Raw genomic sequence first — 19841 nt, 5'->3', positions numbered from 1 at the left:
CCTTCCGTCGGTGCACAGAGGTCGGGCGCCGTTGCCAGACCGAGTGACCGAGAGCCTAGAAGTTCGACGTTTCGCTGGTGTAACGGTAGCGGTGACGGTGTGGACTGTTGCTGTCGCGCTCTCACGGCGCGTCGCTGTGAACGCCGATAATGCACATGAAGTGTCAGTAGCGCAGTATCGCCATCTGGAAAAGCACACCTTCAGGAAGCGGCAGATGTCCTGGTCGCGTTCGATCCGTGCGGCGGCGGGCATCGTGACCGAGCGTACGGACGAAGAAGTTGCGTCAGCGGCGGAAGGTCGGATCCTCGCGTTGCTCACTCCGGTGGGATGGGAGCAGATAAGAACTCAGCGCCTCGGGCTGGTGTCGCTTGAAATGCTCGAGCGTGCGGGGTGGGAGGCCGTCTCTACGCTGTGGGAGGAGCGAGGCATTGAACACGCGTTGCACGACTAGCGTCTCGCGCGTCTGAGCTACACGCCGAAGTTAGGTGACGGTGTCCGAAACTCGGTGATCAAGGTGGCGGGATCTGGCGCGATCAACCAGACGGCGTAGTTCATTCCGTCATACGCGGGATCGTCTGGATCGGCGGGCACCTCGCCGATACGAATGTCGAGACGTTCCGGATAGCCGGAGACGGTAATCCTTGAGGAATTGTCCGGGAAGCGTGCTTCCAGTTCTGGCGCACTGTCGCCCACCCGCACACCATCTACTGTGAGAATCGAGACACCGTTCACTGATGCGGTCGTGACAGCCACCCAGTATTCGGGCCTCCACGGCCACTCAGCATTCGAATCTGGGTCGAGCAACTCGAGACCGTTCCAGTCGTAGAGAGTTCCCGGCCACGCCTCGGCGCCTCCCTCATACGAACTGACAGATGGTGCCCCGAGTGCATCGGTGAGCCAAGCAACTGCCGCCGATGTGGAGTCGAAGTACGTCAGTGAATCAATCTCGTCACCGTCCGCGTTCAGGAAGTCGATCGATTCGGCCGTGAACACGACAGCTCCGACTTCTAGCGGCTGCTGGGTGGGTGTTGCACTGGCGGAAGGTGAGGGAGCTGCCCAGGCGGATGCGTCGGAGGTAGTCGGAGACGAAGCTGCGGGAGAACCCGAAGCGCAACCAGCTAGGGCGAGACCGAGAACGAGCAAGACCAGCGACGACTGCTTCCTCATGTGAGAGAGCCTATCTCCACGGCCGAAGAGCGACGGGTCGAAGGTTTGCGTCGGCCGGGCAGGGGGACCGGAGAGCGCAGGCGGGGCCCCAGCGGGGCCGCCGAGCGCTCCGGCCGCCTCCCGACCGGCGCCGTCTACGGCACCGAGATGCCCGCCTGGCGCAGGAGCTCCTCGAGGAGGAGGCTGCGGTGCTGGAGTTCGATCACCTTGGCGCGCAGCTCCTCGAGCATTGGGTTGCCGATCACGTCCCAGCGATCGCGGAGCAGGCTCCGGGATAGCCCATTGCTCGTGGCGGTGACGGTGACGTACGTCTGACGGACGAATTGCTTTAGTGCGCTGGTCGCGAGGTCTTCCATGCGGCGAGTGACTTCGTCGGAGTCCAAGGCGTGCATCATCCGCTGCGACCAGCTGGGGCGCAGATCAATGGTGATGACGACCTCGGGCATGCTCGCCGCTAGCCCTGCGCAACTCGCGCGTTCATCTGTGGGAGCCTCTCGCGTTCGATCCGTGCCGGATGGCCTTGGCCATTCGGCACCCTTGCCGCCCAGTAAGTGGACGGCGACGGGTCAAGTCCCGACCTGCGAGAGCGCAGCGCAAGGTGCGGAGCATCATCACGCGGGAGGGCTGGGGCTGGATGGACTTGAGGCGGCGCCGGGAGCGAACTACCCGCAAACGCAACTCGCGCGCGCAAACCCACACGCTGGGTGCGCGATAGGTGCTTGCTTTTCTGCGGGGGAGTGCCACACTTGGAAACTAGAGGCACACAGAGCAAACGGTGTGCCACCTAGGAGAGGTAGGGCAATGCCAACCGACAAACCCCGGTTGAACGTCACCTTTGACCCGTATACGTATGCACTTATCTCGCGCATGCACGAGCTCGACGGCACGCCGAAAGCGCGCATCGTGACCGAGATCGTCGAAGCGGCCCGTCCGTACCTTGAAGCGATCATCAAGGCGGCCGAAGAGTTCCAGTCCGCCAACGAAGAGAGCAAGGCAGCGATGCTGGCGGCGGTCGAGGCGGCAGAGAAGAACATGATGCCGGACGTTCGGCGTCTTCAAGCCCAAACGCTCGCGGCGTTCGATATCGGAGCCCACAAGCGATGACTTCACAGAATGCAGAAGCCGGGGCGTTCGCACCGCCCCGGCTTCCTGGAGATGACATATCCCTGGCCTGGGAGGTCTGTCGTGGCTGACGCTACCAGAGCGACCCCGGAACGGGGTCGCCTAGACAAATACGCGGTTAATGTTTCCAGCCCAGGTCAGGAGCACTTTTCTGAGCCGTCTCATCTCACCCTTCGCCAGCAGCGCTGGAACGCCCGCGAAGCCGCGCAACGCCTCACGCACCGCTCCAACCTGAGGAAGTGCGGCCGCGTCAGGATTCGCACCTTCGTTGAGCTGCGAATGGGGGATGACCGCGCCTCGTACGGCGGTCTAGTGACCTGCGGCTCCGTCTGGCTGTGCGCTGTCTGCAACGCGAAGATTGCCGCCCACCGCGCCCTGGAAGTCGCTGCCGTCACCGAGTGGGCTCACGCGGAGGGGCTGGGCATGTACTTCGGGGCACTGACTGTCCAGCACGGTCCTACCGACGCGCTCTCGACATCGCTCGACACACTCCGTGCGGCGTGGCGTCGCATGACGCAAGGGCGCGGCTGGCGAGACATCGTGGACTCCGCCGGCGGCGATATTCGATTCGTACGCGCACTGGAAATCAACATCGGTGACAACGGTTGGCACCCGCACATGCACCCGCTCGTCGTGCTCCCGAACGCTGGCGCTTCATCCGATGCTGTTGCGGCGCAGATCACTCGACGCTGGCGCCAATCGGTCGAGGCGTGCGGCGGGCACGCCTCCGAAGCGGCGCAGAACCTCCAGCGCGTCGAACGAATCAGCGACGTCGGTTCTTACATAACGGATCAGACGTACGGCGGGAAAGGAACTCGTGTCGACCTGGAGATGACCTCGTCCCAGACAAAGCGCGGATTCACGCGGGCAAAGGGCACCCGGTCACATTGGAGCATCCTGGAATCACTCACGACCAATAACGCCGATAATGCACATTATGTCAGTCCATTCACGTGGAACGAATATGCCCCCCTCCCTCACCACAGACGGCGCTGAGTGAGTAGCCTGGCTGCAGCGACGAGGATTCGGGGGAATGGCGAGCGCGACAGTGCTTGTCATGTGAGGACAATGACGGGTTCGCTGGAGGATTCGCAGGCGTATGGCGAGTTGGCCGCACTGGTCGACACCGCGCCGACAGATGACACCAGCGCGCCCGTCACCCGCGGGCCGCGCCGAGGTGCGCGGATCGCACTGATCGTCGCGGGCGTGATCGTCGTCGCGCTGGCTGCCTCGATGGGTGGATACTGCGTCTGGGCGTTGTCTGCGGCACTTCCCGCGCCGACCGTGAGCTGGGATGACCCGGGCGGCGTCAGCGCGGAGCCCGCCGTGCTGGCGGTGCCTGACTTTGGAGCTTCCGCCCTCAGCGTCTCCGGCGCAGAGGACTATCTCGGACCTGACGCACACGGGATCTGGCTCTCGGGCGGGTCCGGTGCCCCCCAATCGATCGGGAGCGTCAGCAAGATCATCACCGCGCTGGTGATTTTGGATGCCTATCCCCTGGTCGATGCCGACGATCCAGGCCCCACGATCACGTTCAGCAGTGAGGACAACGCGCTCTACGACCAGTACTACGTGCAGGGTGCGACGATCGCGCCGATGCCAACCGGCAGCACGATGTCCCTCCACGACGCGTTGGCGACCATGCTGATCCCCTCGGCGAGCAACTACGCCGATGCTCTTGCTTCGTGGGCATTCGGCTCCCACAGCGGGTTCCGTGCAGCCACGCGTGATTGGCTCGCCACACATGGGCTGTCAGGAACGACCATTCTCGAACCGACCGGCCTGAACCCCGGCAACACCAGTACGCCAACGGACATGGTCACGATCGGAAAGCTCGCGGCGGCCAATCCCACGGTGGCCGCGATCGCCTCCACCCGCTCTCTCACTTTCCCCTCCCCTGGCTTCATGTCCAACACCAATCAGCTGCTGGGCGTGGAGGGGATCTCCGGACTGAAGACCGGCAACCTCGGGTACGGCACCTACGCGCTGCTCTATACGGCGAGCATGGATGTCGGGCTTCCCGCCCCGGTGGAGCTCACCGGAGTGGTGCTGGGAGGGGCGACACGAGAATCCGTGAACGCCGACGTCATTGCGCTTCTGCGGAGTATCCGCGCAGGGTTCCACGACCTGCCGCTGATCGCAGAGGGCGACCGCATCGGTGAGTTCACCACACCGTGGGGATCGGCGGGGGCTATCGTCGCGAGCGCGGATGCGGCGCTCTTCACATGGTCGGACACTCCCGTGACACCTAAGGTGCAGCTACGCGATGACCCGTCCTATGCGGAAGGCGAGGTCGTGGGGACGATCACCTGGACGTCCGGGACCGGATCCGTGAGCGTCGACCTCATCGTCGACGGCGGCGTCCATCCGCCGACGGAATGGTGGCGTCTGACGCATCCGCGTGAGCTCGCACACGGCTGATCGCTGCCTCAGCGAGCAGGTGTGATCTGCGTCCACTCACCGAACTTCGGCGGACGCCCATCTCCTGACGACCGTCCGGTGAGACGACGCTTGACCCAGGGCCCGACATGTTCCCGGTAGTACGACAGGCCGCGCGGTCGCCCGGCGGTGTCGCCCTCCGCCAGCGACCACCATCCTTCAGGAACGTCCTGGCCGAGCGCTGCGAGAACGCGTGCGGCGACGCGATGGTGTCCCCGCGCGTTCATGTGGAGCCTGTCTGCACTCCAGTAGCCGATCTGCGAGAGTTCGGCGTCGGGCCAGTTGAGCGCCTGGATGACATCGGGTCTGTCGGAGATTCGTCCGACGACGGCGGTGGACAGCTCGTCTCCGCGCTTCTGGATGAGCGAGCTCATGGGCAGGTGTGCCGACGGGTTTGCGCCTGACAGCAGAATCAGTCGTACGCCCTCCTCGTCGCAGCGGCGAAGCACCGTGCTGAAGGCATCCGCGATGCTTGCAATCGTCGTGCGCGGGCGCAGCATGTCGTTGCCTCCCCCGTTGAAAGACAGATGCGTGGGGCGAAGGGCAAGGGCCGGCTCCAGCTGCTCCTGGACAATGGGCCAGGCGAGCTTGCCGCGGATGGCGAGGTTGGCATACTCGACCGGCTCCCCGACTGACTGCGCCCAGCCCTGAGCGACAAGATCGGCCCACCCGCGCACGGTGCCGTCCGCGAGCTCGTCGCCGACGCCTTCGGAGAACGAGTCGCCGATGGCGACGTACCGGATACCGCTCACTCCCCCACCCTACGGGGCCAGAAGTTCGCGGACGCGCGGGATCACAACGGTGCCGTACAGCTCGATCGAGCGCATCATCTTCGCGTGCGAGAGCGGTCCGTTCGAAAACTTGAGGTCGAACCGGGTGACGCCGAGCGTGCGCACAGTCTGGGTGATCTTCTGCGCTACCCGCTCCGGGGAGCCCGCATAGACGGCGCCCGAGCCGACCTCGTGCTGGAAACGGGCGCGGCTGTAGGCCGGCCAGCCACGCTCTGCGCCGATGGTGTTGTTGAGGGCGGCGAACGACGGATACGCGTCTTCCCAGGCGTGCTCGTCGGTGTCGGCGATGTGTCCCGGCGAGTGCACGGCGATCGGGGTGGGCTCGTGTGCGAACTCCGTCAGGGCGCGGCGGTAGAGGTCCACCAAAGGGACGAAACGCTCCGCCCCTCCCCCGATGATCGCGAGCATGAGCCCGAATCCGTAGCGAGCCGCGCGCACCACGGACTCCGGTGAGCCGCCGACGCCGACCCAGGCTGTCAGGCCCCCGGCGGTCTTCGGGAAGACATCGGCCGAGCTCAGAGCTGCCCGTGTCGTCCCGGACCAGGTGACAGCCTTCTCCTTCACGAGGCGCGAAAAGAGCTCGAGCTTCTCTTCGAAGAGCGTCTCGTAGTCCGAGAGGTCGTAGCCGAACAGTGGGAACGACTCGATGAACGAGCCCCGTCCGATCACGACCTCGGCGCGGCCGTTCGACACGGCATCCAACGTCGCGAACCGTTCGTAGACGCGCACGGGATCGTCTGAGGACAGCACGGTGACGGCCGTGCCCAGTCGGATGCGCGAGGTGCGGGCGGCGATCGCCGCGAGCACGATCTCGGGGCTGGAGACCGCGAAGTCCGGGCGGTGATGCTCCCCCACCCCGAAGAAGTCGATGCCGAGCTGATCGGCGAGCACAGCCTGCTCGACCGTGTTGCGGATCGTCTGGGCGTCGCTCAGGCGCACGCCGTCGTCATCCGCCGTGACATCACCGAACGTGTCGAGGCCGAACTCCACCATGCGGAACTCCTATCCATCCAAGTGAATAGAACAGCGAGAACTGGCCGGACTATTCCCGCAACGCGTGCACGCGATAGGCGTCAGGGAAGGAGCGCCGAGCGCAGGGTGTCGAGGCCGACGCCGCCGATGTCGAGCGCACGCTTGTGGAAGTCCTTGATGTCGAAGGCCGACCCCTGCGCGTCCGCAGCGTCGTCCCGGAGCTGCTCCCAGATACGCTGGCCGACCTTGTAGGAAGGAGCCTGTCCCGGCCAGCCGAGGTAGCGGTTCACCTCAAACTGCACGAATTCGTCTGACATGCTCACGTTCCGACGCATGAAGGCCAGCGCGTAGTCGGCGTCCCAGGTGCCCGAACCATCGGGGCGGGGCTTGCCCAGGTGTACGCCGATATCCAGCACGACACGGGCAGCCCGCATCCGCTGACCGTCGAGCATTCCCAGGCGGTCGGCGGGATCATTCAGGTAGCCGAGCTGCTGCATGAGTCGCTCGGCGTACAGCGCCCACCCTTCCGCGTGGCCCGACGTGCCGGCGAGCAGTCTTCGCCAGGAGTTGAGCTGACCCCGGTTGTACACGGCCTGAGCGATCTGCAGGTGATGTCCCGGCACGCCCTCGTGATACACGGTGGTGAGCTCACGCCACGTGTCGAACTCGGTGACCCCCTCGGGAACCGACCACCACATGCGGCCGGGCCGCGAGAAGTCGTCCGTCGGGCCGGTGTAGTAGATCCCGCCTTCGTTCGTGGGAGCGATCATGCACTCGAGACGGCGGATGGGGTCGGGGATGTCGAAGTGTGACGCGCCGAGCTGCGCAACAGCCTCATCGCTGACGCGCTGCATCCACTGCTGCAGCGCGGTCGTTCCGACCAGCTTTCGCGCCGGGTCCTGCTCGAGCAGGGCGACGGCCTCTTCAACGCTCGCGCCGGGAGCGATCTCGTTCGCGATCTCTTCCTGCTCGGCGACCATACGCGCCAATTCCTCGACACCCCACTCGTACGTCTCATCGAGGTCGACGGCCGCGCCGAGAAAACGGCGCGAGTGGAGCGCGTACAGCTCACGACCGACACCGTCGGCCTCCGATGACACCCTCGCGAGTTCGGAACCGAGGAACGCACCGAGCGCGTCGTAGGCCACGCGCGCACCGTTTGCGGCATCGGCCAGGTCGCGGGCGAGGGATGCGGGAAGGTTTCCTGTCTCGGGCGTGGCTTCTGCGGCGAACTGGGCGAAGTAGCCGTTCTCCGCGGTGTAACGCTCGATCTGCCCCATGACTTCGAGCACCTGACGTCGGGCGGGCACCACACCCTCCGCCATGCCCTGCCTGAGAGTCTCGACATAGCCGCCGATCGCTTCCGGCAGCGCTGCCAGCCGGCGGGCGATGACACTCCAGTCCTCTGTGGTCGCGGTGGGCATGAGGTCGAAAACGGAGCGGATGTCCTGCGCCGGCGACGCGATGACGTTCAGGTCGCGCAGATGCCATTTCGCGTCGTACAGCTCGAGTTCGAGTTCGAGTTCGCGCGTCAGATCGAGCTGGGTGACGCGATCAACCTCGTCGACGGGCGTGGCCACCGCCAGTGCCGCAAGCGCACTCTTGGCCGCTTCGGGCAGCGCCTCGGCGCCCGCGGGCGAGTAGTCGCCGAAGCGGTCGTTGAACTCGGCGCGCCCGATATAGGTCGCGACGGTGGGAAGCACCGCCGAGATCGTGTCCACCCAGCCGTCCGCGATCGCATCGATCTCGGTCGCTTCGCGCTCATTCGACGTCATGCTGTGCCTTCCTCGACATTCTCCTGCACCGATCAGTGGCCGGCTGCGTTCCAATCGTGACCGCGTCCGATCTGGACGTCCAGAGGCACCGACAGTTCAGCGGCATCCCCCATGCGCGCCGTGACGACCGCCTCGACGGCATCCCACTCCCCCGGCGCCACCTCCACCACGAGTTCATCGTGGATCTGGAGGAGCACACGAGACGAGAGGCTGCGGGCACGCAACTCGTCATGGATGCGCACGAGTGCGATCTTCATGATGTCGGCGGCGCTGCCCTGAATAGGGGCGTTGAGGGCTGCCCGCTGCGCGTTCTCCCGCAGGACGCGGTTCGGGCTTCCGAGGTCGGGGAAGGGTCGACGGCGTCCGAAGATCGTCGTCGTGTAGCCATCGATCCGCGCCTGTTCGACGGACCCGCGGAGATAATCCCGCACGGCACCGAAACGCGCGAAGTACTCCTGCATGAGTGCTTTGGCCTCGGACTGATCGATGCGCAGCTGCTTGGACAGACCGAAGGCGGAGAGCCCGTAGACCAGCCCGTACGACATCGCCTTCACCTTGGTGCGCATGGCGGGCGTGACCGCGCTCGGATCGACGCCGAACACGCGAGCGCCGACGAAGCGATGCAGGTCTTCCCCCGACCGGAAAGCTTCGATGAGGCCCGGGTCCTCCGACAGGTGCGCCATGATGCGCATCTCGATCTGGGAGTAGTCCGCGGTCAGTAGCGTCTCGTAGCCGTCCCCGACGGTGAAGGCGGCGCGGATACGTCGACTGTCCTCCGTACGGACGGGGATGTTCTGCAGGTTCGGGTCGATGCTCGACAGGCGCCCTGTCTGGCTTCCTGTCTGCAGGTACGTCGTGTGGATCCGGGCGTCAGGGCCGATCGCCGCGTCGAGGGACTCGACGATCTGTCGCAGCTTGGTGACCTCACGGTGCTCGAGCAACTGACCGAGGAACGGGTGGGGGTTCGTCTCCTGCAGGTCGGCGAGGACGGCGGCGTCGGTGGAGTATCCGGTCTTCGTCTTGCGCGTCTTCGGCAGACCGAGCTGATCGAACAGGACCTCCTGCAACTGCTTGGGTGAGCCGAGGTTCACCTCCCGCTCGATCGTGGCGTAGGCGGCCGATGCGATCGCTTCGGCGCGGGCGCCGAGTTCTGCCGAGAACGAGGACAGTGCCGCATGCGAAACCGCGACTCCCGCCAGCTCCATGTCGATGAGTGCCATCATCGTGGGCAGCTCGATGTCGTCGAGGACCGTCCGCAATGCTGCCGGGAGGTCTGCGGCCAGGGCATCCGCGACCCGCAGCGTGAACCAGGACAGCTGGGCGGGGGTCGCGCCCTCTGTCTCGGGAACCAGCTGCGTCGGGTCGGCCTCGGGCAGCTTCTCCCCCAGGTAGCGTGCGACCAGATCGGCAAGCGTCTTGTCGGGAAAGCTCGGACGGATGAGCCATCCGGCCAGTTCGGTGTCGAAGACGACGCCGGTCACCGCGACACCGATGCGGCGCAGACTCTTCAGCTGAGGTTTGGCGGATGCGAACACCTTGGGCCGATCGGATGCCAGCCACGGCCCGAGCGCCACACCGAGCTGGGGCGTCCAGTTCGCCTCCACTGCCTCCTCGTGCGTCGCCAGACCGATCCTCGTCGGAACCGGAGCGCCGCCCGTGGCCCCCGTCGTTGTCACGACCGTCACGCCAACCTCGCCGTTCTGGGACTCGGCCCACGCCGCGAGGGCGGCGGCATCCAGCTCTCTGGCGGCGGGGACCGCCACCTGCGGCGCCTGCTCTTCGGGCGCCGGCGCGCCGAAGGCGTCGTAGACGCGCGGGAGCAGGGTGCGGAATTCGAGCCGCGCGAAGATGTCGCGCAGGGCTTCGGCGTCGACGGGGCCGCGCGTGAGGTCGGTGACGGTGACGGGTAACTCGACATCACGCAGCAGACGATTCAGCGACCGGTTGCGACGGACGTCGTCGATGTGCTCGCGCAGGTTGTTGCCGACGACACCCTTGATCGATTCTGCGTTCTCGATGATCGCATCGAGCGACCCGAACTGTGTCAGCCACTTCACCGCGGTCTTCTCCCCCACCTTCGGAACGCCGGGGAGATTGTCACTGGTCTCGCCGACGAGAGCTGCGATGTCGGGATACTGCTCGGGCGGGACCCCATACCGCTCCTGCACGGCGCCGGGGTCGTAGCGCTTCAGCTGCGACACTCCCTGCACACTCGGGTAGAGCAGGGTCACCCGGTCGTCGACGAGCTGGATCGTGTCGCGGTCACCCGAGCACACCAGCACCGAGTAGCCGCTGTCGGCACCCTGTGTCGCGAGGGTTGCGAGGATGTCGTCGGCCTCGATGTCTTCTTTCTGGAGAACCGTGACGTTCATGGCCCGCAGGCAATCCTGGAGCAACGGGATCTGCCCCTGGAACTCCTGCGGGGTCTCGGCCCGGGTGGCCTTGTAGTCGGGGTACTGGCGCGTGCGGAACGACACCCGCGAGGTGTCGAAGGCGACGGCCACGTGCGTGGGCTGCTCCGCCTTGAGGAGGTTCACGAACATGGACAGGAATCCGTAGATCCCGTTCGTGTGCTGGCCGTCCTTGGTGGTGAAATTCTCGACGGGAAGTGCGAAGAACGCCCGGAATGCGAGCGAATGGCCGTCGACGACCAGAAGGGTAGGCTTCGTGGAGTCTGTCACCATGTCAGCCTAGTCGCGGGTGCAGACACCGCCCCAGACGAGGAGTACGCATGACCGAGGCCGAGACGACGCCGATCAATGGACTCGACTGGGTCCAGCAGCGATCGATCGGTGCCCTCGCCGAAAGGATGGGCATGGAGTTCGTCGAGTTCACCGTCGAGCGCGCCGTCGCGACGCTGCCGGTCGAGGGGAACACCCAGCCCGTCGGCCTCATGCACGGCGGGGCATATGTGGTGCTCGGCGAGTCGCTCGGCTCGATGGCCGCCAATCTCTACGCGGGCCCGGGACGTCTGGCGGTCGGCGTGGACATCAACGCCACCCACACCCGCTCGGCAACAGCCGGGACCGTGACCGGCGTCTGCACCCCGATTCACCTCGGGCGCAGCATGACGGTGCACGAGATCGTCATCTCGGACGATCAGGGCCGCCGCTGCTCGACGGTGCGCATCACGAACATGCTCCGCGACCTGCCGGCGCAGGCCCCGACGGTCTAGCTCCGGGAGCGCCCTCAGGCCTTCTTGGGAGCAAGCTGCTCGATGATCGCCTTCGCGACATCCTGCATCGTCAGGCGGCGATCCATCGAGGCCTTCTGAATCCATCGGAAGGCCTCGGGCTCGGACAGGCCCATCTTCTCGTTGAGCAGGCCCTTGGCACGGTCGACCAGCTTGCGCGTCTCAAAGCGCTCGACCATATCGGTCACCTCGGCCTCGAGCGTCAGGATCTGTTCGTGACGAGCCAGCGCGATCTCGATAGCGGGGAGGAGGTCGTTGGGCGTGAACGGCTTGACCACGTAGGCAAGCGCACCGGCCTCGCTCGCGCGCTCCACGAGCTCCTTCTGGCTGAAGGCGGTCAGGAGGACGACCGGGGCGACGTGGTTCTTGTAGAGCTTCTCCGCGGCCGAGATGCCGTCGAGCTGCGGCATCTTGACGTCCATGATCACGAGGTCGGGACGCAGCTCGGTCGCCAGCTGGACGGCGGTCTCGCCGTCGCCGGCCTCACCGACGACGTCGAACCCGTTGTCGCGCAGGATCTCGACGATGTCGAGACGGATGAGCGACTCATCCTCGGCGACGACGACGCGTCGGGGTGCGTGGGGGGCGGGGGCTGCGGCCTGGTCTTGCTCAGTCACTCTAGAATCCTACGGTATCGTCGATGCGGGCTGCCCAGCCGGTGTGGCGGAATGGCAGACGCGACCGACTCAAAATCGGTTGTCCGTGAGGGCGTGTGGGTTCGAATCCCACCACCGGCACCCCATGCATGAGGGGCTCCTCCGTTCGGAGGGGCCCCTCATCTCGTCTGATGGGCTCAGCGCGCGGCCTGGTATGCGGGCGCTTTGCCGTTGACGGCATCTCCCACGTTGTGGATGCGGATGTCGTTGGTCGTGCCCTCGATTCCGGGAGGGGAACCCGAGATGACGACGACCTTGTCGCCGACCTCAGCCAGATCGTTGGAGAGCAGGTAGTCGTCGACCTGGATGAACATCCGGTCCGTGTGGGGCACGTGCTCCACGAGGGTCGACTGGATACCCCACGTGACGGCCATTCGCCGGCGGATCGACGGGTCCGGGGCAAAGGCGATCATGGGGATGCTCGGCCGCAGACGCGAGAGACGACGGGCGGAGTTGCCGGACTCAGTGAACACGCACAGGTACTTGGCATCGACGAAGTCGGCGACCTCGTTCGCCGCGAGGGTGATGATCCCGCCCTGCGTGCGTGGAGTCGTCTGGAGCGGCAGGATGCGGTCCAGCCCGTGCTCCTCGGTGGACTGGACGATGCGCGCCATGGTCTGGACGACGATGACCGGGTAGTCGCCGACACTCGTCTCTCCCGAGAGCATCACCGCGTCGGCACCGTCGAGCACCGCGTTGGCGACATCCGAGGTCTCGGCGCGCGTGGGGACGGGGTTGTTGATCATCGACTCGAGCATCTGGGTGGCGACGATGACCGGCTTGGCCATGGCGCGGCAGAGTTCGACGGCGCGCTTCTGGACGATCGGAACGGCCTCCAGGGGCAGCTCGACGCCGAGGTCGCCGCGAGCGACCATGATGCCGTCGAAGGCGTTGATGATCTCCTCGAGGTTGTCGACCGCCTGCGGCTTCTCGATCTTGGCGATGACGGGGATCTTGCGCCCCTCTTCCGCCATGATGACGTGCACGCGCTGCACATCCTTCGCATCGCGCACGAAAGAGAGTGCGATCAGATCGGCGCCAGTCCGAAGGCCCCAGCGCAGATCCTCCTCGTCCTTCTCCGAGAGCGCGGGGACGTTCACGGCAACGCCAGGCAGGTTGATGCCCTTGTTGTTCGAGACCGGGCCACCCACGATCACCTTCGTGGTGACCACGGTGCCGTCGGTTTCGACGACCTCGACGCGCACCTTGCCATCGTCGATCAGCAGGAAGTCGCCCGGCTTGACATCGGCGGGGAGGCCCTTGAACGTCGTGGAGCACATCTCCTTGGTGCCGGGAATGTCCTCGACGGTGATCTTGAAGATGTCGCCGGCGGCGAGTTCGTGAGGTCCGTCGGCGAACTTGCCGAGGCGGATCTTCGGTCCCTGCAGGTCAACGAGCACCGCGACCGCGCGCTGGGCGTCATCGGCGGCCTTGCGCACGTTGGCGAAATTGTTCTCGTGGACCGAGTAGTCCCCGTGCGAGAGGTTGAACCGGGCGACGTCCACACCGGCGTCGATGATGGCGCGAACCATCTCGTACGTCGAGGTTGCCGGGCCCAGAGTAGCGACGATCTTCGCGCGTCTCATCCGTATGTGCTCCGTGGTAGTGAATCAGCAGAAGGGTGTCTGCAAGGAACCGGCAACGCTGCCGCGGCCAGCCTACGCGCGTGCGAGACCGATCGCGACATCCGTCGGGCGAACAGGAGACGGCAACTCGGTGTCTCCCATGAGGTAGCGGTCCACGCTCGCTGCGGCCGCGCGGCCCTCGGCGATCGCCCAGACGATGAGCGACTGCCCACGACCGGCGTCACCGGCCACGAACACGCCCTGGTGGGTGGCCTCGTAGTCATCACCGCGCGCGACATTGCCGCGGTCGGTGAACTGCGTGCCCAACTGGTCCTCGAGCAGGTCACGCTCGGGGCCCGTGAAGCCCATCGCGATCAGCACAAGGTCCGCTGGAATCTCACGCTCGGTGCCGCTCTTCGGGATGCGGCGTCCGTCGACAAACTCGGTCTCGGCGACGCGCAGCGCACGCACCTCCCCCGCCTCGTTGGCGAGGAACTCGACGGTGGACGCGAGGTACAGCCGCTCGCCACCTTCCTCGTGAGCCGAGGACACTTCGAACACCGTCGGCATCATCGGCCAGGGCTGTCCGTCAGGACGGACCGCGGGAGGCTGCTTGCCGATCGCAAGGTTGGTCACGCTCAGCGCACCCTGACGGTGGGCGGTACCGATGCAGTCCGCCCCGGTGTCACCACCGCCGATGACGATGACGTGCTTGCCCTCGGCGCTGATCTGGTTGGGGACCTTGTCACCGGCGACCACGTGGTTCGACTCGACGAGGTACTCCATCGCGAAGTGCACACCGTCAAGGTCACGGCCCGGAATCGCCAGGTCGCGGGGCACGGTGGAACCGGTGGCGACCACGACCGCGTCGTAGCGCGCGCGAAGCGCGTCCCAAGAGATATCGGTTCCGATGGTCACCCCCGCGCGGAATCGCGTTCCCTCGTCCTGCATCTGGCGCAGCCGCGCCTCGAGGTGGCGCTTTTCCATCTTGAAGTCCGGGATGCCGTAGCGCAGCAATCCGCCGATCCGGTCGTCGCGCTCGTAGACGGCGACGGTGTGGCCGGCGCGGGTGAGCTGTTGCGCCGCGGCGAGGCCTGCGGGACCGGAGCCCACGACGGCCACCGTCTTGCCGGTGAGCCGTGCCGGGGGCTTGGGCTCGACCCAGCCCTTCCCGAAGGCGTCGTCGATGATCGAGACCTCGACCTGCTTGATCGTGACGGCAGGCTGGTTGATGCCCAGCACGCACGCGCTCTCGCAGGGCGCAGGGCACAGGCGACCGGTGAACTCCGGGAAGTTGTTGGTCGCGTGCAGCCGGTCGATCGCCGCACGACCCTCCCCCCGCCAGGTGAGGTCGTTCCACTCCGGGATGAGGTTGCCCAGCGGGCAGCCCTGGTGGCAGAACGGGATGCCGCAATCCATGCAGCGCCCGGCCTGGCGACGCACCGTCGCTCCGTCGGCGGGCTCGTAGACCTCACGCCAGTCCATGATGCGCACCGGCACCGGACGGCGAGCGGGCAGCTCCCGCTCGGTCACCTTCAAAAAGCCCTTGGGATCAGCCACCTGTCACCTCCAGAATCCGGCCCCACACGATGTCTCCGTCGGGATCGAGGCCCTCCTCGACGGCTTCCTGCCGGGTGCGAAGCACGGCGGCGTAGTCACGCGGGACGACACGCACGAAGTTCGCGAGCTCATCCTCGAAGTTCGCCACGAACCCGGCGGCCAGCTCGGAGCCGGTCTCCTCGGCGTGCTGGGTGAGCAGGTCGCGCAGGATCTCCGCGTCCGCGGAGCCCATCGCGCCGAGCACGAGTTCGCCGGAGGCGAGTGACTCGCGGTTGACGAGTTCGCTCTCGAGCTTGTAGACGTAGGCCGTTCCCCCCGACATACCGGCGCCGAGGTTGCGGCCAGTGGCGCCGAGGATCACAGCCAATCCGCCTGTCATGTACTCGAGCGCGTGGTCGCCGACTCCCTCGACGACCGCGGTCGCGCCGGAGTTGCGCACCAGGAACCTCTCCCCCACGGTGCCGCGCAGGAACAGACTGCCCTGTGTGGCGCCGTAGCCGATGACATTGCCGGCGATGACGTTCTGCGATGCGTCGAAGCTGGCGCTGCGCGGCGGTCGGACGACAATACGGCCGCCCGAGAGACCCTTGCCGACATAGTCGTTCGAGTCGCCCTCGAGACGCAGGGTGATGCCGGCGGGCAGGAATGCTCCGAAGGACTGTCCGGCCGACCCGGTCAGATTGATCGTGATGGACCCGGCAGGGAGGCCATGCTGGCCCTGCGCGACCGTGACGTGATGTCCGAGCAGCGTGCCGACGGCACGCGCCGTGTTGCGCACCGGCATGTCGATCGTGATCTCTCCGCCACCGGCGATGACATCCTGTGCGCGCTCGATGATGGGGACATCGAAGTGCTCGTGCAGCTCGTGGTCCTGAGCGCGCAGATTCCGGCGAGGCTCCTCGTCCGAGAACACCGGTCCCTCGAGCACGGGGCTCAGGTCCATGCCGCTGGCCTTCCAGTGCTCGATCGCACGGTTGGTGTCGAGCATCTCGTGGTGTCCGATCGCCTCGTCGAGGCTGCGGAAGCCGAGCTCAGCGAGGTACTCGCGCACCTCCTCGGCGATGTACTCCATGAAGGTCTCGACGAACTCCGGCTTGCCGGTGAAGCGCGAACGCAGGACGGGGTTCTGCGTCGCGACGCCTACGGGGCAGGTGTCGAGGTGGCAGACGCGCATCATGATGCAGCCAGACACCACCAAGGGGGCGGTGGCGAAGCCGAACTCCTCCGCGCCGAGCAGCGCGCCGATGATGACGTCTCGACCGGTCTTCATCTGGCCGTCGACCTGGACCACGACGCGGTCGCGCATGCCGTTGAGCATGAGCGTCTGCTGGGTCTCGGCGAGTCCGAGCTCCCAGGGTGTACCCGCATGCTTGAGAGAGTTCAGCGGGCTCGCGCCGGTGCCACCATCGTGCCCGGAGACGAGGATGACGTCGGCGAGGGCCTTCGCGGTTCCCGCCGCGACCGCGCCGATGCCCGACTGACTGACCAGTTTGACGTGGACGCGGGCGGTGGGGTTGGCGCGCTTGAGGTCGAAGATCAACTGCTTGAGGTCTTCGATCGAATAGATGTCGTGGTGCGGCGGGGGCGAGATGAGGCCCACGCCGGCCGTGGCGTGGCGCGTACGTGCGACCCACGGGTAGACCTTGGTCGGCGGCAACTGACCGCCCTCGCCGGGCTTGGCACCCTGCGCGAGCTTGATCTGGATGTCGTCGGCCTCCGTGAGGTACAGGCTCGTCACGCCGAATCGGCCCGAAGCCACCTGCTTGATCGCGCTGCGGCGCTCGGGGTCGAGCAAGCGCTCGACATCCTCCCCGCCCTCACCGGTGTTCGACTTGCCGCCGAGGCGGTTCATCGCGATCGCGAGAGTCTCGTGCGCCTCCTTGGAGATGGAGCCGTAGCTCATCGCCCCCGTCGAGAAGCGCTTGACGATCGCGGAGATCGGTTCCACCTCGTCGATCGGAACGGGCTTGCGCACGCCCGTGCGCAGTCGGAACATGCCGCGCAGCGTCTTGAGCTGGTCTGCCTGGTCATCAACGAGCTTGGTGTACTCGCGGAAGATGTCGAAGCGGCGGTTGCGCGTGGAGTGCTGCAGACGGAACACCGTCTCGGGGTTGAACAAGTGCGGGGCACCGTCGCGGCGCCACTGGTACTCGCCACCGGTCCACAGGCGCTCGTGCGCGCGCTCGGCCTCGTCCTCGGGGTACGCGTAGTTGTGACGGGCGAGAGTCTCGGCCGCAATGACATCGAGACCGACGCCACCGAGCTTTGTCTCGACCCCCGTGAAGTAGGTGTCGACGAACTCCTGCGACAGTCCGACGGCCTCGAACACCTGCGCGCCGGCGTAGGACGAGACGGTGGAGATACCCATCTTGGACATGATCTTCAGCACGCCCTTGCCGAGCGCGTAGATGAGGTTCTTGACCGCCTTCTGCGGGGTGATGCCCGTGATGAATCCGGCGCGCACGAGGTACTCGACCGTCTCCATAGCCAGGTACGGGTTGACCGCCGAGGCGCCGAAACCGAGAAGGGTCGCCACGTGGTGCACCTCGCGGACGTCGCCGGCCTCGACCACGAGCCCCACGTTCATGCGCGTCTCCTGGCGGATGAGGTGGTGGTGGATGGCAGCGACCATCAGCAGCGACGGAATGGGCGCGAGATCCTTGTTCGAGTCGCGATCGCTGAGCACGATGTACTCCGCACCGTCCTCGATGGCCTGGTCCGCCTCGCTGCACATCTGCGCGATGCGCTTCTGCATGCCCTTGTGGCCGGCTTCGGCGCGGTACAGACCGCGGATGGTGACGGATGAGCGCCCCGGGACAGCGGTGTCGATGTGCTGGATCTTCGCGAGCTCGTCGTTGTCGAGCACCGGGAAGTCGAGCGTGACGGTCTTCGCGTGATCGGGGCCCCAGGCCAGCAGATTCCGCTCGGGGCCGAGCCCGAGCGACAGCGAGGTCACGACCTCCTCGCGGATCGAGTCCAGCGGCGGGTTGGTCACCTGCGCGAACTGCTGCGTGAAGTAGTCGAAGAGCAACCGCGGACGGTCGCTGAGCACGGCGACAGGAGTGTCGCTTCCCATGGCCCCCAGCGGCTCCGCGCCGTTCTGACCCATCGGGGTCAGGAGGATCTTGACTTCCTCCTCGGTGTACCCGAACGTGCGCTGGCGGCGGGTGATGGACGCGATCGGGTGGACGATGTGCTCGCGCTCCGGAAGCTCGGAGAGCCGGACACGGCCGGCGTCGAGCCACTCCTGCCACGGATGGAGGTTCGCGAGGTCGCTCTTGATCTCGTCATCCTCGATGATGCGTCCCTGCGCGGTGTCGACGACGAACATACGGCCGGGCCTCAGGCGGCCCCGGCGCTTGATGCGCTCGGGTGCGATGTCCAGGACACCGGTTTCCGATCCGATGACGACCAGGCCGTCCGTCGTCTCGGTCCAGCGCCCGGGGCGCAGTCCGTTGCGATCGAGGGTCGAACCGACGAGCGTACCGTCGGTGAAGATGAGCGCAGCCGGGCCGTCCCAGGGCTCCATCTGCACCGCGTGATACTCGTAGAACGCACGAAGCTTCGGGTCCAGACCCGCCTGCTTCTCGTACGCCTCGGGAACCATCATGAGCATGGCGTGCGGGAGGCTTCGACCGGAGAGGTTCAGCAGCTCCAGCACCTCGTCGAACGACGCCGAGTCGCTGGCGCCTTCCGTGCAGATGGGAAGGATCGGACGGATGTCGCCGATGAGCGCCGACTCGAGCTGCGACTGACGCGCGCGCATCCAGTTGCGGTTGCCGTTGACCGTGTTGATCTCACCGTTGTGGGCGAGCATCCGCAGCGGCTGGGCGAGCGGCCACGACGGGAAGGTGTTCGTGGAGTAGCGCGAGTGCACGACCGCGAGCTCCGAGGCGAAGCGCTCGTCCTGCAGGTCGGGGTAGAACGGCTCCAGCTGGAGCGTGGTGACCATGCCCTTGTAGCCGAGCGTGCGCGCCGACAGCGATACGAAATAGGCGCCGAGCTCGGTGCGGCTGCGCTTGCGAAGGCGAAACGATCGACGGTCCAGGGCGATTCCCGACAGTGCGGGCGTCTCCCCCACTGCCGGTCGCGACACGAACAGCTGCTCAAACGCGGGACGCGCGTCGAAGGCGAGCTTGCCGAGGTGCTCCTCTTCGGTGGGAACCTCGCGCCAGCCGAGCACGACGAGGTTCTCGCTCGCGGCGATCTTCTCGATGCCGGCCTTTTGCGCGGCGCGCGCCTCGTGATCGAGTGGAAGGAAGACCATGCCCGCGGCGTACTCCCCGACCGGCGGCAGGTCGAAGTCGACCACTGCGCGCAGGAACGCGTCCGGCATCTGCGTCAGGATGCCCGCGCCGTCTCCGGTTCCGGCATCCGACCCGATCGCGCCACGGTGCTCGAGGTTGCGCAGCGCCGTGAGCGCCAGATCGATGATGTCGTGTCCGGCTTCGCCGCGAAGGGTGGCGACCATCGCCAGACCACAGGCGTCGCGCTCGAAATCGGGGTTGTACATCCCCTGCTTCGGCGGAAGTCCGGCCGGGCTGGCGGTGCTGCGACGGGGGCTCAGTCCCATTCCTACCGTCCTCACAGTACTGATCAAA

General features: G+C 66.2%; 15 protein-coding genes and 1 tRNA gene. 6 read left to right on the top strand and 10 right to left on the bottom strand.

Features of this window, described 5'->3' with window-relative positions:
- The first annotated feature begins 43 nt into the window (after nucleotides 1-43).
- A complete protein-coding gene (locus ABD206_RS04360) occupies nucleotides 44-451 on the top strand; it encodes a hypothetical protein (RefSeq protein ID WP_344069786.1) in 408 nt (135 codons plus the stop codon).
- A gap of 17 nt (nucleotides 452-468) precedes the next feature.
- Here ABD206_RS04360 and ABD206_RS04355 read toward each other — a convergent pair whose 3' ends face one another.
- Nucleotides 469-993: a hypothetical protein gene (locus ABD206_RS04355; RefSeq protein WP_344069783.1), complete on the bottom strand. Its 525-nt coding sequence runs from the start codon at nucleotides 991-993 to the stop codon at nucleotides 469-471.
- Nucleotides 994-1301: 308 nt separating this feature from the next.
- Nucleotides 1302-1613, bottom strand: coding sequence for a hypothetical protein (locus ABD206_RS04350; protein ID WP_344069780.1), 312 nt, complete (start codon nucleotides 1611-1613; stop codon nucleotides 1302-1304).
- Between the two features lie 355 nt (nucleotides 1614-1968).
- Here ABD206_RS04350 and ABD206_RS04345 point away from each other — a divergent pair, with 355 nt between their 5' ends.
- From ABD206_RS04345 to ABD206_RS04335, 3 genes are all read left to right on the top strand, one after another.
- Entirely contained in the window at nucleotides 1969-2271 is a 303-nt protein-coding gene (locus ABD206_RS04345; protein WP_344069777.1) for a hypothetical protein, read from the top strand.
- An 81-nt stretch (nucleotides 2272-2352) separates the two neighbouring features.
- The gene (locus ABD206_RS04340; protein WP_344069774.1) at nucleotides 2353-3285 is read left to right on the top strand and encodes a rep family protein; all 933 of its coding nucleotides are present in this window, start codon (nucleotides 2353-2355) and stop codon (nucleotides 3283-3285) included.
- 72 nt (nucleotides 3286-3357) lie between these two features.
- Nucleotides 3358-4710: a D-alanyl-D-alanine carboxypeptidase family protein gene (locus tag ABD206_RS04335; protein ID WP_344069771.1), complete on the top strand. Its 1353-nt coding sequence runs from the start codon at nucleotides 3358-3360 to the stop codon at nucleotides 4708-4710.
- Nucleotides 4711-4718: 8 nt separating this feature from the next.
- Here the strand turns inward: ABD206_RS04335 and ABD206_RS04330 are convergent, their stop codons facing one another.
- From ABD206_RS04330 to polA, 4 genes are all read right to left on the bottom strand, one after another.
- Nucleotides 4719-5471 (bottom strand): SGNH/GDSL hydrolase family protein, encoded by a 753-nt coding sequence (locus ABD206_RS04330; protein ID WP_425561174.1) that lies wholly within the window; start codon nucleotides 5469-5471, stop codon nucleotides 4719-4721.
- 18 nt (nucleotides 5472-5489) lie between these two features.
- Nucleotides 5490-6512 (bottom strand): LLM class flavin-dependent oxidoreductase, encoded by a 1023-nt coding sequence (locus ABD206_RS04325; RefSeq protein WP_344069765.1) that lies wholly within the window; start codon nucleotides 6510-6512, stop codon nucleotides 5490-5492.
- 80 nt (nucleotides 6513-6592) lie between these two features.
- Nucleotides 6593-8266, bottom strand: coding sequence for a DUF885 domain-containing protein (locus tag ABD206_RS04320; RefSeq protein WP_344069762.1), 1674 nt, complete (start codon nucleotides 8264-8266; stop codon nucleotides 6593-6595).
- 32 nt (nucleotides 8267-8298) lie between these two features.
- A complete protein-coding gene (gene polA / locus ABD206_RS04315) occupies nucleotides 8299-10947 on the bottom strand; it encodes a DNA polymerase I (RefSeq protein WP_344069759.1) in 2649 nt (882 codons plus the stop codon).
- Nucleotides 10948-10997: 50 nt separating this feature from the next.
- On the opposite strand from polA, the gene ABD206_RS04310 reads away from it, so the two are divergent.
- On the top strand, nucleotides 10998-11441 hold the full coding sequence (locus ABD206_RS04310; protein ID WP_344069756.1) for a hotdog fold thioesterase: 444 nt from the start codon (nucleotides 10998-11000) through the stop codon (nucleotides 11439-11441).
- 14 nt (nucleotides 11442-11455) lie between these two features.
- Here ABD206_RS04310 and ABD206_RS04305 read toward each other — a convergent pair whose 3' ends face one another.
- Nucleotides 11456-12076: an ANTAR domain-containing response regulator gene (locus ABD206_RS04305; RefSeq protein ID WP_344069753.1), complete on the bottom strand. Its 621-nt coding sequence runs from the start codon at nucleotides 12074-12076 to the stop codon at nucleotides 11456-11458.
- A gap of 37 nt (nucleotides 12077-12113) precedes the next feature.
- On the opposite strand from ABD206_RS04305, the gene ABD206_RS04300 reads away from it, so the two are divergent.
- Nucleotides 12114-12196: transfer RNA gene (locus ABD206_RS04300), tRNA-Leu, on the top strand.
- 56 nt (nucleotides 12197-12252) lie between these two features.
- Here ABD206_RS04300 and pyk read toward each other — a convergent pair.
- From pyk to gltB, 3 genes are all read right to left on the bottom strand, one after another.
- Nucleotides 12253-13701, bottom strand: a complete 1449-nt coding sequence (gene pyk, locus ABD206_RS04295; protein ID WP_344069750.1) for a pyruvate kinase — start codon at nucleotides 13699-13701, stop codon at nucleotides 12253-12255.
- A gap of 72 nt (nucleotides 13702-13773) precedes the next feature.
- The gene (locus ABD206_RS04290; protein WP_344069747.1) at nucleotides 13774-15240 is read right to left on the bottom strand and encodes a glutamate synthase subunit beta; all 1467 of its coding nucleotides are present in this window, start codon (nucleotides 15238-15240) and stop codon (nucleotides 13774-13776) included.
- Complete coding sequence (gltB, locus tag ABD206_RS04285; protein WP_344069744.1) at nucleotides 15233-19813, bottom strand: glutamate synthase large subunit; 4581 nt, start codon at nucleotides 19811-19813, stop codon at nucleotides 15233-15235. Before gltB ends, ABD206_RS04290 begins: the two co-directional genes overlap by 8 nt.
- Nucleotides 19814-19841 lie beyond the last annotated feature (28 nt).

It is taken from the genome of Microbacterium sediminicola, assembly GCF_039531125.1.
Lineage (GTDB): Bacteria > Actinomycetota > Actinomycetes > Actinomycetales > Microbacteriaceae > Microbacterium > Microbacterium sediminicola.
The sequence above is the reverse complement of the archived record's forward strand: the minus strand, read 5'-3'. Positions and strand labels throughout refer to the sequence as shown.

Excerpts from the sequence above, each read along its gene's own strand:
- ABD206_RS04350 (WP_344069780.1), bottom strand. The coding sequence starts at position 1,613 with ATGCCCGAGGTCGTCATCACCATTGATCTGCGCCCCAGCTGGTCGCAG.
- ABD206_RS04345 (WP_344069777.1), top strand. The coding sequence starts at position 1,969 with ATGCCAACCGACAAACCCCGGTTGAACGTCACCTTTGACCCGTATACG.
- ABD206_RS04335 (WP_344069771.1), top strand. The coding sequence starts at position 3,358 with ATGACGGGTTCGCTGGAGGATTCGCAGGCGTATGGCGAGTTGGCCGCA.
- ABD206_RS04325 (WP_344069765.1), bottom strand. The coding sequence starts at position 6,512 with ATGGTGGAGTTCGGCCTCGACACGTTCGGTGATGTCACGGCGGATGAC.
- ABD206_RS04320 (WP_344069762.1), bottom strand. The coding sequence starts at position 8,266 with ATGACGTCGAATGAGCGCGAAGCGACCGAGATCGATGCGATCGCGGAC.
- ABD206_RS04310 (WP_344069756.1), top strand. The coding sequence starts at position 10,998 with ATGACCGAGGCCGAGACGACGCCGATCAATGGACTCGACTGGGTCCAG.
- pyk (WP_344069750.1), bottom strand. The coding sequence starts at position 13,701 with ATGAGACGCGCGAAGATCGTCGCTACTCTGGGCCCGGCAACCTCGACG.
- gltB (WP_344069744.1), bottom strand. The coding sequence starts at position 19,813 with ATGGGACTGAGCCCCCGTCGCAGCACCGCCAGCCCGGCCGGACTTCCG.